The sequence below is a fragment of the Blastopirellula sp. SH421 genome, assembly GCF_057808535.1.
In genome coordinates, this window is record NZ_CM173712.1 from 2,950,966 (window position 1) to 2,967,626 (window position 16,661).

Here is a 16,661-nt window from a genome sequence, read left to right on the forward strand (position 1 = left end):
AATGGGGGTTAGTTGCGGTGGTGCATGCCGAGTCGGCTGTTCAAGTAGGTCGAGAGGACCGCTCCCAGCGAATCGCTGGTTCGGACCAAAGCGTAATCAACCATGTTTTTCGCACAGCCGCGACGGACTTCGTCCAGGTACGCCTGCATGGCTTGCAGATATCCGTCACGCAGCGCCCGCGGATTACAGTCCAACTGATCGTCGGTCTCCATCCCTTCAAATCGGGTCGGGCCGCTGAAAGGGAAATCGAGCTCGTCGTCATCGAGGATATGGAGCACTAGGACATCATGGCCGCGCTGACGCAGCAGTTTTAGCCCTTTGATGGTGTCGGCGACATCTCCAAACATATCGGAGGCGATTACCATCATGCCGCGACGCGGATAGGCTTCGGCCGCTTCGCGACAGATGCGCAAGAAGCTGGTTTTTTCACGTGGCTGGTTTTCATCGAACGCTTTGACGACCGAGAGCAGATGATTTCGTTTGCTCATGATCGGCACGCGAGCACGGATCTTTTCGTCATAGATCGCACAGCCGATTGCGTCTTGCTGCTTGAGCACCAGATAGGCCAAACTGGCCGCCGCGGTGCACGCGTATTCGTACTTGTTAAGCGGCCCCGAGCCGTACTGCATGCTCGACGATGCGTCGACCAGCAGCGTGCAGCGCAGGTTGGTTTCTTCTTCAAATTGTTTGATGTAATAGCGATCCTGCTTGGCCCAGACTTTCCAGTCGATATGACGTAGATCGTCCCCGGACGCGTATTCGCGATGTTGCAAGAACTCGATCGATTGACCGAAGTAAGGGCTGCGATGCATTCCCGAAAGAAAACCTTCGACGATATGCCGTGCCCGTAACTCCAGCCGAGCGATCCGCTTGATCGCCTCAGGATGCAAAAATCTTTTGGAATCGGGCATCGCTTGTTAGCTCGTCTTCCTTGGTGGGGGTCGATTCCAGGATCCGATCGATCACATCGTCGGGCGAAATACCGTCGCTTTCGGCGGCAAAGTTGACCGACACGCGATGTCGCAATACCGGTTTGGCCAGCGCTTGGATATCGTCAGTCGAAACATGTGTACGGCCGTGCAGCAAGGCGCGAGCCTTGCCGCCGAGAATCAAAAACTGCACTGCGCGGGGTCCAGCGCCCCAGCTGACCAAGTCTTGCACAAAATCAGGAGTTCCGGCTGCTCCTACACGCGTCTGACGGACCAGCGACAACGCGTAGCGAATAACATGGTCAGTAATGGGAACTTCGCGGACGATCTTTTGCAGCTCGATCAGTTCTTCGCCGGAGAGGACCGGAGCGATCTCTGCTTTGCCGCCCCCGGTGGTGCGGCGCGCGATTTCAAACTCGTCGCCAAAGTTCGGATACTTCACATAAACCTTGAACATGAACCGATCTTGCTGCGCTTCGGGCAGCGGATAGGTTCCCTCTTGTTCGATCGGATTTTGAGTGGCGAGCACAAAGAAGGGATCGGCCAGCTCATGTCGGACGCGGCCAACGGTCACTTGCCGCTCTTGCATCGCTTCCAACAGCGCCGCTTGCGTCTTGGGAGGCGTGCGGTTGATTTCGTCGGCGAGCACGATGTTGGAGAATAGCGGACCTTCGAGAAAGCGAAATTCGCGATGGCCGGTCGAGCGGTTCTCTTCGATGATCTCGGTTCCGGTAATGTCGGCCGGCATCAAGTCAGGCGTGAATTGGATGCGGCTAAAGCTCAGATTGAGCGTTTTCGCCAGCGAGCTGATCATCAAGGTCTTCGCCAGACCAGGGACCCCTTCCAGCAGGCAGTGACCGCGGCTGATTAATGAAATCAGCAGTTCTTCAATAACGTCGGTCTGCCCGACGATGATTTGCGAGAGTTGCTCATGAATCTGACGACGAGCAGCGGCTATTCTCTCAACCGCGGCGGCGTCTGCCTGAAGGGGAGAGTCGGTCATGAGCGGTTCCTTCGATCAAACGGCAGTGGTAGTTCGTAGGGCGAAATCGCCAGCCATTAAAACGGCGATTCGTACTCTTCGTGTCGTAATGTTCACAATTAGTTCATTCAAGCCAAATTTCGACCTCAAAAGGTAGCTCGCAAATCAACTTTAGGCGGCTTGCTTTCAGACCGTTCGGATAAGCAGGATTGTATCGATTGCGCTAAGTATGGGTATGCCAATGCTTTGCGGTTTTTTGATCGCTTCTAGTCAAGTAGGGACGACCAAACTACTTTGCGGGGGGGTAAGTGATGCTGGGCAAAGCAGAACCGGCAGGCGCCGGGGGAGCAGGCGCGGCGGTAAAGTTGAGCGTGAACGACATTTTTGCCATCAGAACTCGCAGCGTTTGGTTCTCGGGGTCGCCAAACAGTTGGTAGGTAATCGTATGGTCCGACTGGCCGTCTCGTAGTAAAACGCGCCCGTCGCGGCGATCGACCAACAAGACGATCGCTTCGTGCGTTTTTTTGTCGGTCCGATTTTGCCGTGAAGCGAACGCTAGAACCGGCAATCGCGGCGACTGCTCGGACTGGATCAGGTGAAAATCGAGAATCGGTTCAGGTGTTTGCCACAGCAGCTCTCCACCGGCACGCGAGAAGCAGTAAGCCCGTGACACCGGGCCGACTGGCTCTTGGGAATTGTAAGGAATGCTGCGTGAGTTGAGCTGCGGACTCTTGCGACTCGTGGTGACCAGTAACGTGATGTCATCCGCGCCGTCGATGACTTTGATTTGCCACTCAGTTTGGGCGAGTTCCGGCTCGGCATCCAGTTGGGCTGAGAGGATCGTGTCTCCGCTCTCCTGATCAAAAACATGGAACTGGCCGCTCGGCTCGAAAATCGCAACGCGGGATCCAAACACTCGGCCGCGCGAGCCGAGTTCTGCTTCGTAACGCCACCGTTCTTTCCCGGTTAGGATGTCGCGTGCGACTGCCGCCAGCTTGGCGTCTTTTTCCCAAGTCAGATAGTTGGTTCCAGAGGTCGCCCAAATTCTTTCTCGCACCGGCGTTTGGATCACTCCGAGCGGAGCGCCGCTCCGCAGATCAAACAACATTGCTTCGGTCTCGGTCTCGCTTTCATTTTTACGAGGCGGAATCGCGACCAACACCGAGTCATTCGAAACCAGGTAGCAGCCGGGCGACACATTGTCTCGTTCCCAGTTTGAGTCGCCGGTCAGTGGATCGACGCAGATCAGCTTGTTGCCCCGCTGAAAGCAGAGCGAGTCGTAACGGAGCGAACTGAAGTAGCCAATGGGGCGTTCGTTCAAAGAGTCACGTCCATCCGCCGGATAGTCGCCAAACGGATTGTCTTTCACATCAATGGCGATGACTTTCGGCCTGCTGCGGGGATTGCTTCCTTCAGGCGAAAGATTTTCTTGCCACAATGCTCGTTCGCGAACGTCGTCCTCTTCACTGCGATCGAGCGTGTCAAACGCATGGACTTCGTTGCCAAACGAAACAACGACCAGATGGCCAAGCCGATCGGCATGAATCTGGGCCGTTTGCGAATTGTAGAGTTGGGCTTCGTTCAGCATGGTGAAGGGTAAGTGGATGCGTTGATTCCCATATTCGTCAACTGCCACAATGTGCCGTTCTTCTGTGTCGATCTTTAACGACTCGCGGGGAATGTCAAAGCCGAAACGCTCGTCGATCCGCACTGGGTGTAGCATGCGAACGGCGGCGTCCAGGTCTTCGCTGCGGCGCTCGATCGAAACGGCGCCATAGTTCCAATAAGGATTTGCGACGTTTACTGCCTGTTCCATCGCCAGTTGGCGTGCTGAGTCGCCATTGGCGAGTTTCTGATTTCGGAATCGATCGGCCAGACGTCGATAGACGAGCGAAGCGTCGGCCGTATGCCCGCGAGCGGTTAACAGCCCGGCTAATTCGGCGGTCGCTTGGGCGGCAATTGCAGGGTCATCGCAGAAGGCGAGTTGTTGCCAAATAGTTTCGGCGGTCAATTCGTTGCCATCGGCCATCGCAACGCGAGCCATTTCCAATTCAGCAGCTCGCGCCAAGGGGAACGCACCAAAGCGTCTGGTAAAGCGACGTAGTTGGCTAGCGTAGTCGTCATTTTTGACGTGTTCCTGCGTCGTAGTCCAGCGCTGCGCGATCGACTCATTCATTGCAGCGGCTACGGTTTCGTCAACCGTGGTTAACAACTGCGCCAGTTGACCGCCGATCCAAAAATCACGTTGTACCCGCAGATTGGGGCCAATGTTTTGGAGCGGGCGTTCTGACTTGCCTTGTTCGAGAGTTTGATCGAGCAGGTCGACATAGCGGCTGTATGCTTCAAACGCGGCTTGATGTTCTTGGTTCTGATGCAGGCCAAGCGCGGTGACACGCACCAGCTCTAGCCGATCGTCCATGCTTTCGACAATCGCTTCCAGCTTGGCTGCCGTTTCGCGATTGCCGGCGAAATCTTCGCGCAGCGCTTCTAACGCCGTCGAAACATAGGCTTGCTGCGTCTCCGGCGAGTCGACTAGTTCTAACGATCGATGCAAGGTCTCCAACGCTGCTTGAATCTTGCCGTCGTGGACCAGCAACTCGCCCTGGTTGCGCAGCGCTTCAGCATCGTTGGGGTTCTTCGCCAAGCGGACGCGAACTTCTTCGCGCAGCGCGTCAATCTGTTTGAACGAAGCGACAAAGTTTACCCCTTGCGAGATCACATATCGGCCATGGCAAACCAAGTTGCCCAAGGTCCGTTCGGTCGGGATTGATTTGTCAAACTTGCCAGTGTGAATGTTAATTCGGACGATTTCATCCTGGGTCGAAGGCAAGTAGTAAAAGTCGCCGCTCAGGAATCCTCGTCCACTCGGCAAACCGCCGTCCGGAATCGACTGGCTCTCCCAAGCGGCATCCCCAGTATCCACCTTCAAACCATAGATGCTGTTGGCGCCAACGACGAGCGCGATGTCGCCGGAGACGGCGGCCAAGTAGACCCCATCTTCCCGCGGCTTTTGCCACAGCAACTTGCCGCTCATCCGATCTAAACAAAAGATTTCGTCCGTCTCCGGCGGCGTTAGAAAAACGCGATTGCCGGCGATGACCACTTTGCCATCTGACCAGCGATCGCCGTATCCAGGCCGTGATTCGGTGGTTCGACGTTGAATGAAGTTTTGCCGCGGCTGGCGTTCGAGCGTTTGGTATTGATAACCCCACAACAGCGAACGTTGGCGAACGTCAATCGCCGCGACGACGCCGATGTTGGTGGGACAAATCAGGACCCCATCCGAATACGAAGGAGAAGCCCCAAACAGGCGATGCGGCGGCTCGCTGACCGACATCCACAGTCCATCGAGTTGCGCCAATTGTTGCGACCACAGCAGCGCACCGTCAGCAGCGTTGAACACCAGCAGGCGAATTTCGCCGTTGACTTCTGCAATCGTGTAGAGCGAGCCTTCCACCGGCAGCGGAACGCCGAGGAACTGTGCTTCGGCTAAAGCGGGCTCGTCGCTCATTTCGCTTCCGGCAATCCAGAGCGTCTCCCCTTCTCCACGCAGTCCAAAACACCGTAGTCGATTGGGGGCCGGAGCACGCGCCATGCTAAAAAAAGCAACCGCAGGTCCGTTTTGTTTGGTCTCGCTGGGGGGCGCTTCTTCGATGATGAAGACGCGTTCGCCATCCGATGAAATCTGACCATAGCAGCCATCCAGCCAAGTTCGTTTTTTGATCTGATCGAGATAGCTGGAGCCTGGGTCGTTGGACATGGCGCTAAACCGCGAATCGACGCGATTGACGTCCGAAGCGTCCCAGGGGTAGTTCCATTTCACCTTGCCAGTCGTCAAATCGACGCCCAGCAGATGCCAGGGAGTGCGAACCAAAACCTGGTCGCGCACGACCAGCGGTTGCGCGGCGGGAAGGACAGCGACGCCGTTTTCGATAAAGCCTTGCGACGTATCATCCGCTTGCTCTTCATCATTGCTGCTACGCGCCATGCGGACGTGCCAGTTCAAATTACGCAGCGGAGCACTGCCGCGGGTCGGCGCATTGCGTGACGCGTCTCCGCCAAATACGATCCAGGATTGCGGGATCTTGGAACTGGGCGATGACATGTCTTGGAACTGCAGAGCGAGCCACTCGCGAGGGCTGGTCTGTTCGGCAAAGAGATCTTTGAGCGACGCCGGCACGTTGAAATTTTGGGTCTTATGCTTCTCGCGGAGGGTCTCCAGCGTTTCGACCGCGTGCTCTTCTTCACCGGCGGCGAAATAGCCGATCGCCATCAGTAGCGAGATCTCGGGCTCATACTTCTGCAAAGCCAGACGGCTGCTGAGCAACGGCTGGAGGGCCAGGACCGCCGACATTGGTGATCCTAGGTCCAACTGCGTGCGGGCCAGTAGGATCGTCGCCTGATAGCCAGAGTCGGTATGTGCGTATCGGCGGGAGATTTCAGCCAACATCGCAGAGTCCCGCGACAGGATCGCCTGCTTGAGCATCGCTTTGGCGTCGGCGCCGTAGAGCAGCTCGAAGGCTTCTTGCCCCTCTTTTGGCAGAGAGTTAAGCAGGTCGCGGGCCTCTTTTTTAACGCTCATGTCGACCGGACCCGAAATCTGCCCCGGCAGGAAGAAATCTTCCAATTCCGGATCGTTGAGCAGCATTCCCAGCTCTTCGGCCGCAGCGGTCCATTTTTTCTCAGCGATCGCTTCGCGAGCACGTTCCGTCAGCAAGCGGATCTCTCGGGGGGGCGCCAAAAAGATGGCGTCTTCGTTGGTTTCGACTTGCCCCCAAGCAGAACCCGTAGTCAACGAGACCCAGCCAGACGCAACCGCGATCAAGCAGATGGTGATCAAGCGGCGCAGGCAAAGCGGCTCGTTGCAGTTGCGAAGGGAGGGGAGATTGCGAAATTTCACGCGCGGCGACTCCAACGATTGGATAAGTATTTACATCCCCAATTTACGACAACCGGACGAAAATGACCAATTGAATCACACCAACTTAGTCTTCTTCCCAGCGGATTGGTTCAGCTTGTTGCGGGTTGTCTGGCGCGAGGCCAGACCATTTTTGCCGGAAAAAAAGGGGGCTAAATGTGCCGAAATGGCGTTATTTCCCGGTTTTTCGGGTTTTTTGGGGCTTAACTAGCGCTGTCCGGCTTGAAAAACTCGACTGAAATCTTTTAATCAACGCGTTCCGCTCAACGGACGGACAACTCATTCCATACTGCACAGCCTCGCAAGGAGGGAAAAAATGGCAAAAAAAGCCGCTGCGGCCGCACCTGTTAAGAAGCCGCTGACGAAGACCGAACTGCTGAACAACATCGCGGAAGAAACGGGCGTTGCCAAAAAGGACGTGGCCACGGTCCTGGAATCTCTTCAGAACCAAGTGAAGAAATCGCTCGGCAAGACTGGCGCTGGCGCCATCTCGCTGCCCGGTTTGATCAAGATTGAGAAGAAGAAGGTTCCGGCTCGTCCCGCCAAAAAGGGCGTTCCGAACCCATTCAAGCCGGGTGAATTGATGGACGTTCCGGCCAAGCCGGCGTCGGTCAAAGTGAAAATCCGCGCACTGAAAAACCTGAAAGACATGGTTTAGTCGCGAACGTTGAATCGCTTCAACGCGATCGACGCACATGAACACGCGTAAGGCCGCAAGAGATGAGGGGCGCAACAGACCCGTGCCCTTCTTTCACGCGGCTTTACGCCGTTCTTGTGCTTGATCGATTCTGCAATTGCGCTTACGCCAGTTCCGGCAGGTCAAGTAAAAATTGCGGCAACTTTGCCAGATAATACTCAACCGGCGGCGTTTCCAGCTCTGGTTCTTTCCCCAGATCGTCAAAACGACGCAGCGCAAGCGCTTGTCGCCAGTATGGCTCTTGCTCAAATTCGGACACTTCTGTGGCCGACATCGGGCCTCCCTGCAATCGCAGACTCTGCTGCGAAGCGGCGGATAGCCCGCTTAGATAATCGGCGTCGGTTGCACAGAGATACCGCTTAGCGGCAACATGCAGGCGCCCTGGTTCGACGATCTCTGGCTTAAAATAACGCGAGAGATAGCGAGCTCCCCGTTCTTCGTGCTGCGCGTCGATCCCTTGGTCGGCGATCCGTTCGTCTTTCCCCGAAATGAAGTGGCCAAAATCATGCAGAAAACAGGCGGCGATCATTGATTCGTCGGCGCCGGCCAGCTCGGCGAAATAGGCCGATTGCAATGCGTGTTGTCGTTCGGTGACCTCTTCGCCGTAGGTCCGATCCCCCATTTCGGCAAATTTCCGTTCGATGAAATCAATTACGTTCATAGCGTTGGGCAATTTCGTGCTAGAAGGACCGCGAAGTAAGATTCTGAACGAGCCATCTAAGCTTATCCGAGCTGCGGAAAACCAAAAGATAATGGGAAGACTCCCAAGTTTGTCGGCTCGCGGCGCCCTCGTTTCGAAGCGGGGACCGCTGCGAATTGCCTGAGAGTAGGGCAGGCGCATATCGCTATTTTCTGGCGAAAACAACGCTCCAGCGGCTGGGAGCAACCAAGTTGAAACGGGCTGCGCATAAAAAAACGCCGAAAGTCTTGTGTTTTAAAGACTTGCGACGTTTTAATGAAAGTGGTCAGGGCCGGAATCGAACCGGCGACACTCGGATTTTCAGTCCGATGCTCTACCAACTGAGCTACCTGACCAACCAACAAGTGACCAAATTTAGGACAGTAGTCGCCCCTTGTCAATTGGGGGCCCAAATGCCCCAGGTAAAGTCCCTGTCGTGACTTACGTCGCGTGAAGATCGCACCAATTGCTTGACAGTTTGCCGAGTAACTTCTAGTTTGACCAGAACTTCTTTTCTCACGGAACATTGCTTTACAACGTTGAATCTTTCGCCGTACGTATCGACTGATCGATTCGTAACAGGGTTCGCGTTGTTATTTCACATTGCGTTAGGCCATGCGCAGCGACCGACCATCTCACCTTTTTAACAGCCGATGGTGGAGCGTCTTCCTCGTGATGCTCTTCCCTGCGGTTCTCTGCGCTTATACGCCAGAGAGTCCAGAGGTCGAAGCGATGATTAAAAAGGGGGCCGGATTTCTCACGAAGCAGGCTCCGCACGCTCGGCCCGGCGGCAAGGCGTTGGTTGCGTTGGCGCTGCTCAAAGCTGGTGAAAAATTAAGTCACCCCCTCGTAGAAGGCGGAATCGCCGAAGCGAAACGCCTGGGAAATAATGTCCCCGGTCATTCCAACGATAACGTTTACGATGTTGGCATGGCGCTCATCTTGCTGTGTGAAGTTGATCCTGAGGAGAATCAAAAGCAGATTCAGAATCTCCTGCAATATTTTATCGACACCCAAAAGCCTGGCGGCGGATGGGGATATGCGGAACGCAAAGAAGGCGACAATTCGATGACGCAGTATGGCGCACTCGGATTGTGGCTAGCGCAGCGAAGCGGTTTTGAAGTGCCGATACCCACGGTAGAACGTCTCTGCAATTGGGTTTTGCGTTGTCAGGACCCATCGGGAGCATGGGGCTACCAAGGCGTCGATCCGGGCGTCGGAAATTTTCAGCGCGTCGCGCAGATGGAGATTCGGCTTACGATGGTCTGCGCCGCGCTGTGCAGTCTGTACATGGGGAGCGATTTGCTCAACATTACCGAACGTCGTCATCCGATAGAATCAGACGACGCAAAGGGGCCTACTCTACCAAGCTTCGTGCGAGAGATAAAAGCGCCTGACGAAGTACAGCGAGCCAACATCCTGACAAAAGCGGTCGACGCCGGCAGGGTCACAGCAGCCAAGAATGCGGGACGCGGCTTTCTGATGTCTAATTTTACGATCGCCCCGTCGATGTGGGATTATTACTATCTGTACGCACTAGAGCGGTACGAGAGCTTTCGCGAGTTGGATCTCGGCAAAAAGGATCCCAGTCCGGCTTGGTATGATACCGGGGTGAAGCATCTCAATTCGACGCAGCAAAATGACGGAAGTTGGACGGGTAGCAGCGAAGACATGATTGTCTCGACGGCGTTCGCAATGTTGTTTTTAAAGCGAAGCACCGCCGACTCGATTAAGAAACGCAATCGCGTTTTCGACGAAGGACGCCTTGTCGGTGGGCGTGGGCTGCCGAAAATTGTGGAAGACGCGACGATCAAAAACGGCCAGGTCGTCAATAAATCGGAGCTTTTAGAATCCGATAAGTTTCTTTCGATGATCGAAGCGGATGACGTCGAACTTGAACGCTTTCTCCATCAGGATGTCAAGTTTGCCCTCAGTGATGATGAGCGAGGTCGATCGGAACAGATCATCCAACTGCGACGTAAAATTCGTGATGGTTCGTTTGGTGCTCGGTTGTTGGCGATTCGCGCGATTCGCCAGGCGAAGGATTTTGACAGTATTCCGGCTTTGATCTACGCGCTGACCGATCCTGATGAGCGCGTCGCAGTTGAAGCACGCGATACTCTCCGTTTTATGACACGCAAATTTAACGGCTTCGGGATGCCTCGCGGCGCTGATGTAACGCAACGCTCACTTTACGCGAACCAGTGGAAACAATGGTATCGCTCTCTCCGTCCCGACGCTGAGTTCCTGGACTGAATGGCCGGCTCGTCTGAAACTTCCTCTGCTGCTTCACGGCCGTCACGAGCGACGCCGCCGATGAGAGTTTCGTCGTATGATCGTGTCGCTAGTCTGTTGGTTGCGCTGTTGTTGTTGGTCGGACTGGCCGTATTAATCCTGTTTTTGATCTTTCTGACCACGCGCACTTATCCCACGCAAACAGCGGTGCCGGTTGTGTTAGAAGAAATCTCGGGACGAGGTGCAAACGCCGCAGGCGTCGCTCGAGATTTAGAAGCGCCTGGGTTGGAAGAGTTGGACGAAGAATTCGAGCCGCAACTCGAAATGTCGCTGCAAGCGGTTACTGAAGTGGTCGCATCGCAAGCAGCGGCGCTCGAAACGTTAGAAGGCCAAATGAACACGAGCGGTTCAGGCAGCGGACTGGGGGACAGTCGTCCTGTGGGCCCGCCGGGGGATGGCGAAGATGTGATTCCACGGTTTGAGCGCTGGGAAATTCAGTTCGAATCTTCTGATCTGCCGACCTACGCGCGACAGCTTGACTTTTTCAAGATTCAGTTGGGCACGCTCGCCGGTGGCGAGAAAGTGCTGTACGCAGCCGATCTGTCGACCGCGCCGAAAAGCTCGGCAGGCTCAACCGCCACCGAAGAACGGCTTTACATGACCTGGCGCGACGGCTCGTTCAAAGAAGCAGATCGAGAATTGCTCAGCAGCGCTGGGGTGACTCCGGGCCCTGTCGTCATGCAATTTTATGATCCCGCGACCGAGAATATCCTAGCGTTTCTCGAGAAGGAATACGCCAAGGAGCGATCGATCGGACAGATTCGTCGTACGTATTTTGGCGTACGGAAAAAGGGAAACGACTTCGAGTTTTACGTCATTCGGCAGGAATATCGCAACGTTCGTTAACCGGCCAGTGCGATCTATTGTTCGCCCTCGTCACCAAACTTCCAACAAGGTTTTGACAACTCGATGGATATCAGCGGGCTCACCAACATCTTTGGTCTGATCATTTACGGCGCACTTGCTTTGATCGCGCTTTGGGGCGCATTTTGCGTGATCGTGGTTTGGATGCGCGTCGCCCAAAAACGTTTTCGCAATGAAGCCGACCAAGATGCATTTCTCGATGCGGTCGAAGAGCCGTTGTTACGCGGCAACTATTCTGCCGCTGAGGAACTGTGCGAAGATGATTCGCGTGCGGTGCCGCAGTTGGTGCTGTTGGCGTTGCAAATGCGTGACAATAGCTATGCGCAAATCAAACAGATGATGTTGGACCGCTTTCAGCGGGATGTCCTCTCTGACCTCGAATACCGACTTAGTTGGGTCTATACGGTTATTAAAGGCGCTCCGATGGTGGGATTGCTCGGGACGGTGGTCGGCATGATGGGAGCGTTCGGCAAATTAGCCGCCGGCGAGAGCGGCGGGACCGACATTGCGACAAAAATGGCCGAAGACATTGGCCTAGCGTTGATCACTACGGCCGCCGGACTAGCGATTGCGATTCCACTGGTCTTTTGCACCGCCAGCATCAATGTGCGGATTCGCAAAATGGAAGATCTGGTCGGTGTCGGCGTGACGCGATTTCTGGGCGCACTACGCGAGCGAATGAACCGAGAATCAGAAATATGATCGACGCGAATCGGGGAAAATCGAAGTCAGGGGCTTTGCCGGTTGAGCCGGATGCGATCTCGTTTCGCCGTCCCAAGGTGAAGAAAGACGAAGCCGATCTCGACATCACGCCGATGATTGACATTACTTTCTTGCTGCTCATCTTCTTTCTGGTCGCCTCGCGTCTCGACTCGGATTCGGTCCGGAACTTGCCTGACGCCACCCAAGGGGTCAGCATCTCGGCTACCGAGACCGTCGTGCTGACGATCACCGCCAGCGGTCCAGCCGGAGCTGCGGTTGTTTATCTGGGGGATGGTCCGCTTGATGAGACGCGCACGTCCGACAGTTTGGATGCGCAAGAGGAAGAAATCATGGCCTATGTTGACCGCGAAATGCAGTCGCGTCCCGCACGATCGGTATTGGTCAAAGCAGAAAAAAATGTGCATGCCGGCGATGTCGTGCGCGTCATGCGCGCCGCGTCCAACATTGAAGGCGCCGAGGTCTCCAAAGCCTATATCGGCGTGAAGGATGGCGCATGAGCGAACACCTATTCCGATTCCGCTGCGCCGCGTGCGGAGATGTGCTTTCGGCGAGTATGGACATGGTTGGCGCCGAGATCAAGTGCGCAAATTGTGCGACTCGTTTGGAGGTCCCTGCTCCGGCCAAGACCCGTTCAAAGCCAAGTGACGAAGAAGACTCAAAAGCCAAGCGAGATCGCTTGGGAGAGGATGCGATCGCCGACGAGATGCCGGTTCGGTTTCGACAGCAGCATGCGATCCAAGAAGAGGAAATGGATCTGACGCCGATGGTTGACGTGACGTTCCTGCTGCTCATCTTCTTTATGGTGACTGCTTCGTTCAGCTTGCAGAAGACGCTAGAAACACCAGCGCCGCGCAACGAATCGCCCAGTTCACAAGCGCGCACAATCGAAGATCTGATCGACGATCCCGATTACGTCGTCGTCCGCATCGATTCGTATAATACTTTTTTTGTCACTTGCGCTGCTTGGAACGACGAGCGTGAAGCTCCCAGCCGCCAAGAGTTGCTTGTAAAAATTCAAGAGGCCCGCAACTCTAACCCGTCGGCGCCGCCGGGAACCTTGCTGGTCAACGCGCATATCAATGCCATGCATGAACAAGTGGTCGCCGCGCTCGATGCCGGCAATACCGTGGGAATGAATCAAGTGAAACTGGTGACAACCGAAGAAGAATAGACATCCCCATCGTCGATCGCACCCAACCGTTAGTCCGCTGAACGAAACGCTTTCCGCTTATGATAAACGTTCCTGAATTCCTCGATCTGCTCGAAACGTACGAGTATCTGGCTGAAAACCAGATCGCTGCACTGCGTCGGCAGCTTGCGCAAATGGATCGGGAAGTGAATCCAGAGCAGATCATTAATAGCTTGTTGCAGCGTGGACACCTGACCAAATATCAGGCCAAGCGTTTGATCGCCGAAGCGCTAAGCGGCAAGACCCAGCGCACGAAAGATGTCAGCAGTGGCCGCCGCCGCGCTCAGGAAAAATGGCTCAGCTCGACGCCGGTCGAAGAAGAGATCGTGGATCTGGGAGATGGCGACCTTGTTCCGTTGGATCAAGATCGGGGCTCAGCGTTTGACGACATCATCGGCGACGAAATTCTCTCTCCGGAGGATGAACTGGAGCCGATTGGCGGGGCGACGCCTGGCAAGCGAAAGAAATACGTCAAAGCGCCGCAGCAAAAAAATCGCTGGGACTCGCCGTTGTTACTATTCGGTGGCGCCGGACTGGTGATGCTCTTGTTGGCCGGGGGATTGCTGTTCGCTTGGCTGTCGTGGGACAGCGGCGACTCGGTATTTCAACTGGCGGAAGCGGATTATGAAGGACGCAAGTACGCCCAAGCGGTCGCCAAGTACGATAAGTTTCTCTCGTCGTTCCCCACCCATTCGCAAGCGCCCACTGCGCGAGTGCGAAGCGGCTTGGCGAATCTGCGGCTCGCCATCGAAGGGACCAACAATTATGAGCAATCGCTCGCGCGCACTACCGAAATCTTGAACGAACTGAAAGACGAGCCCGAGTTTGCTCTGGCTCGCCCCGAGTTAGCTTCGCTGTTGCCAGATGTCGCCCATGGTCTGGCGCAAGCGGCGATCGCTGAAGATGCGACCGACAAGCGGCGCGAACTAGTCGCCAAGGCGCAAGCCGCAATGGATCTGGTTGATGACAGTAACTATCTCCCCACGTCGCTACGCAGCGGTCAACAAACGCGTATCGATGGTATCGTCGCTGATATTCAGCGGGTAGAGCGTGGTATTTTGCGCGATGAAGCGCTTGTTGCGGCAATCGTCGACATTCAATCGGCGGCAAAATTAAAGGACTTTGAAACGGTCTATCGGCGCCGACAGGCGCTGCTGCGCGTCTATCCCGGCTTGAGCGACGACGCCCGACTACAGAACGCCGTACGTGAGGTAGTGACAGCGTTGGAGACGCAAGTGGTTGTTTCGGATGAGAAAGTATCTCCGCTTCGTCAAGATCATCCACTTGGTCCTTCTCGGACAATCTTGATCGCCGCACGCAATAGCAGCGTCTCGCCGCAGGCAGCCAAAGAAGCGGTGACTGTCGTGCTGGATGGCGCTATCTTTGGACTGGATCGTCGCGCTGGTACTCCGCTTTGGCGGCGCTTTCTTGGATTTCCCGATCAAGTAGAACCGCTTCGGATCCCCGATCAATCGGCGGTGATCGCGGTCAACAGTCTCCGGCAAGAGTTGGTCAAACTGAACGCACTGACCGGCGAACTCGCTTGGCGCTTTCCCCTAGCCGCAGACGTATTGCAGCTACTTCCGCTGGGGGACGATCTGTTGGTCGTCACGAAGCGAGGTGAACTGCTAAGGATCAATCAAACGTCAGGCGAGCAGACGCAAAGTGTCCAACTGCCGCAACCGATTTCCGTCGCGGCCGTGATTGGCGCTTCGCAGGATCGCATATTGGTAATCGGGTTGCATTCGACGCTGTATGTCTTGGATGGGAAGAATCTGACATGCAGCCAAGCGATTTTTCTTGGGCACGAAGCAGGCGCCATCGTTTCTCCGCCGGTCTTCACCGAACTAGGGCATTTGTGCTTGTTCGAAAACGCGGGCGCTGACTTCTCGCTGTTGCATGTTCTAGGGACCAACGAGAACAAGTTGCAGCAGTTGCAATCGCCAACGCGCTTGCCGGGATTAGTCCTAGCGCCGGCGCTTACGTTTCAATCCCGCGTCGCAGCGGCCAACGATCGCGGCGCGCTTTTCGTCTTTGAAGGAGGCATGACCAAAGAGAATCCTGTTCGGCTGTTGGCGCAAACCAAAGCCGCGCGGGGAGAACGGCTTTATTCGCTCATGGCGCTAGAGAATGGCTATCTCTGGGTCGGCGATAATCGGCTGTCGCGGTATGCACTGCAGCTTTCGCAACAATCCATTGTTCCGCGCGTCGTCGAATTTGATCGCGACAATTTTGTCTCTTTACAAATTGATGGGGATCTACTCATTCATGTCCGCCGACCGGCGCAAGGAGGCGGAGTCATTGTCACCGCCGCTGATCTGAAGGAAAGCGGATCCAAGCAGCGCTGGGAGACAACGCTGGCGGCGCCGCTGACCGGTCCGGCGTTTGCAATCGCCCCGCAGCAACCACCGCTGGTGATGACTTCGCGGGGGAACTTGTTTGAGCTAACCAGCGCCGCGATCCAAACCGGCGTTGCCGACGCACCGTCGGACTCGGCCAACTATGTGACCCCTCCGCTACTGAATCACCAGATCTTCGTGTCAGACAAGCAGCGTCTGTTTATCGCCGCGCCTCCGGAAAATCGCGCGATCTTTTTTGACGTAGCCCGCAGCGGTAGTCTGTTGAAGCAAATTACGCTTGAAGTTCCTAGCGACAACGCGATCTCTGGGGCCGTGCTTGCCGGAGCCGGCATTGTGGCGCCCAGTTCTCAAGGTCAAGTCTTTTACCTGGATCCAGCGACCGGCGCAGCGGCAGCATTGCCGTTTCAACCTCGGTTGGCGCTGGGTGAAAATCTGGATTGGAATATGCCTGTCGCTGACGGTCAGGCGGCGATCGTTTTTGATGGAAGAAAAACGCTGTATCGGATGCAAGTTGACGATCCCAATTCGCCGCAATTGTCCAGCATCGCTGAGTGCATCATCGATGCAAAATTGGGGCCCCGCATGGCGGTGATGGGACCAACACTGGTTGCCAAGCAGATCGGTTATACCACCGATGAGCTGGTCTTCGTTTCGCTCCCAGACTTGCAGTCGGTGCAAAAGGCGCCAATCGATGGCCGCGTGATTGCTGGTCCGTTTGCGTTGGGAGATCTGGCGGTAGTGCAGACGTCGCTGGGCGTATTGATCGCTTATAGCGCCGATCAGCAAGAGCGATGGCGCGTGCCGACCGATGCGTCCGTCTTGGCTGGTGAACCGATTGACGCAAGCGGCCAGATCCTGGCTGTCTGCAAGGATGGAAAAATCTTACAGATTGACGCTGCTTCTGGGGAAATTTCAAAAACGATACGACTGGACGAACCGTTGACCGGCGGCGTCTCGCTGCATGATGGTAGGTTGTGGGTCAACGGCTACGGCGGCGTCGTTCATGTTCTGGATTGGAAGTAACC

Annotated in this window: 11 protein-coding genes and 1 tRNA gene; 7 read left to right on the top strand and 5 right to left on the bottom strand. The window is 55.6% G+C overall.

Translation table 11 applies throughout. From position 1 onward, the window contains the following. Positions 1-8: 8 nt before the first annotated feature. The 3 genes from SH421x_RS12145 to SH421x_RS12155 all read right to left on the bottom strand — a co-directional run bounded on the left by SH421x_RS12145 (position 9) and on the right by SH421x_RS12155 (position 6,811). On the bottom strand, positions 9-911 hold the full coding sequence (locus tag SH421x_RS12145) for a DUF58 domain-containing protein (protein WP_488855914.1): 903 nt from the start codon (positions 909-911) through the stop codon (positions 9-11). Next, entirely contained in the window at positions 880-1,932 is a 1,053-nt protein-coding gene (locus SH421x_RS12150) for an AAA family ATPase (protein WP_488855915.1), read from the bottom strand. The genes SH421x_RS12145 and SH421x_RS12150 overlap by 32 nt, the downstream gene beginning before the upstream one ends. 268 nt (positions 1,933-2,200) lie before the next feature. Next, positions 2,201-6,811: an outer membrane protein assembly factor BamB family protein gene (locus SH421x_RS12155; RefSeq protein ID WP_488855916.1), complete on the bottom strand. Its 4,611-nt coding sequence runs from the start codon at positions 6,809-6,811 to the stop codon at positions 2,201-2,203. Between the two features lie 334 nt (positions 6,812-7,145). Here SH421x_RS12155 and SH421x_RS12160 point away from each other — a divergent pair, with 334 nt between their 5' ends. Then, complete coding sequence (locus SH421x_RS12160) at positions 7,146-7,487, top strand: HU family DNA-binding protein (protein ID WP_488855918.1); 342 nt, start codon at positions 7,146-7,148, stop codon at positions 7,485-7,487. A gap of 142 nt (positions 7,488-7,629) precedes the next feature. Here the strand turns inward: SH421x_RS12160 and SH421x_RS12165 are convergent, their stop codons facing one another. Together SH421x_RS12165 and SH421x_RS12170 are read right to left on the bottom strand one after the other, a co-directional pair. After that, positions 7,630-8,187, bottom strand: coding sequence for an HD domain-containing protein (locus tag SH421x_RS12165; protein WP_488855920.1), 558 nt, complete (start codon positions 8,185-8,187; stop codon positions 7,630-7,632). Between the two features lie 301 nt (positions 8,188-8,488). After that, positions 8,489-8,561: transfer RNA gene (locus SH421x_RS12170), tRNA-Phe, on the bottom strand. Positions 8,562-8,877: 316 nt separating this feature from the next. On the opposite strand from SH421x_RS12170, the gene SH421x_RS12175 reads away from it, so the two are divergent. From SH421x_RS12175 to SH421x_RS12200, 6 genes are all read left to right on the top strand, one after another. Further along, positions 8,878-10,461, top strand: coding sequence for a hypothetical protein (locus SH421x_RS12175; RefSeq protein WP_488855921.1), 1,584 nt, complete (start codon positions 8,878-8,880; stop codon positions 10,459-10,461). A gap of 60 nt (positions 10,462-10,521) precedes the next feature. Further along, a complete protein-coding gene (locus SH421x_RS12180; RefSeq protein WP_488855923.1) occupies positions 10,522-11,346 on the top strand; it encodes a hypothetical protein in 825 nt (274 codons plus the stop codon). Between the two features lie 63 nt (positions 11,347-11,409). Continuing rightward, positions 11,410-12,066 carry a MotA/TolQ/ExbB proton channel family protein gene (locus tag SH421x_RS12185; protein ID WP_488855924.1) on the top strand — a complete coding sequence of 219 codons (657 nt, stop codon included), beginning with the start codon at positions 11,410-11,412 and terminating at the stop codon, positions 12,064-12,066. Further along, a complete protein-coding gene (locus tag SH421x_RS12190; protein WP_488855926.1) occupies positions 12,063-12,584 on the top strand; it encodes an ExbD/TolR family protein in 522 nt (173 codons plus the stop codon). Before SH421x_RS12185 ends, SH421x_RS12190 begins: the two co-directional genes overlap by 4 nt. Then, positions 12,581-13,258, top strand: coding sequence for an ExbD/TolR family protein (locus tag SH421x_RS12195; RefSeq protein WP_488855927.1), 678 nt, complete (start codon positions 12,581-12,583; stop codon positions 13,256-13,258). Before SH421x_RS12190 ends, SH421x_RS12195 begins: the two co-directional genes overlap by 4 nt. A 59-nt stretch (positions 13,259-13,317) precedes the next feature. Further along, positions 13,318-16,659: an outer membrane protein assembly factor BamB family protein gene (locus SH421x_RS12200; RefSeq protein ID WP_488855929.1), complete on the top strand. Its 3,342-nt coding sequence runs from the start codon at positions 13,318-13,320 to the stop codon at positions 16,657-16,659. Positions 16,660-16,661 lie beyond the last annotated feature (2 nt).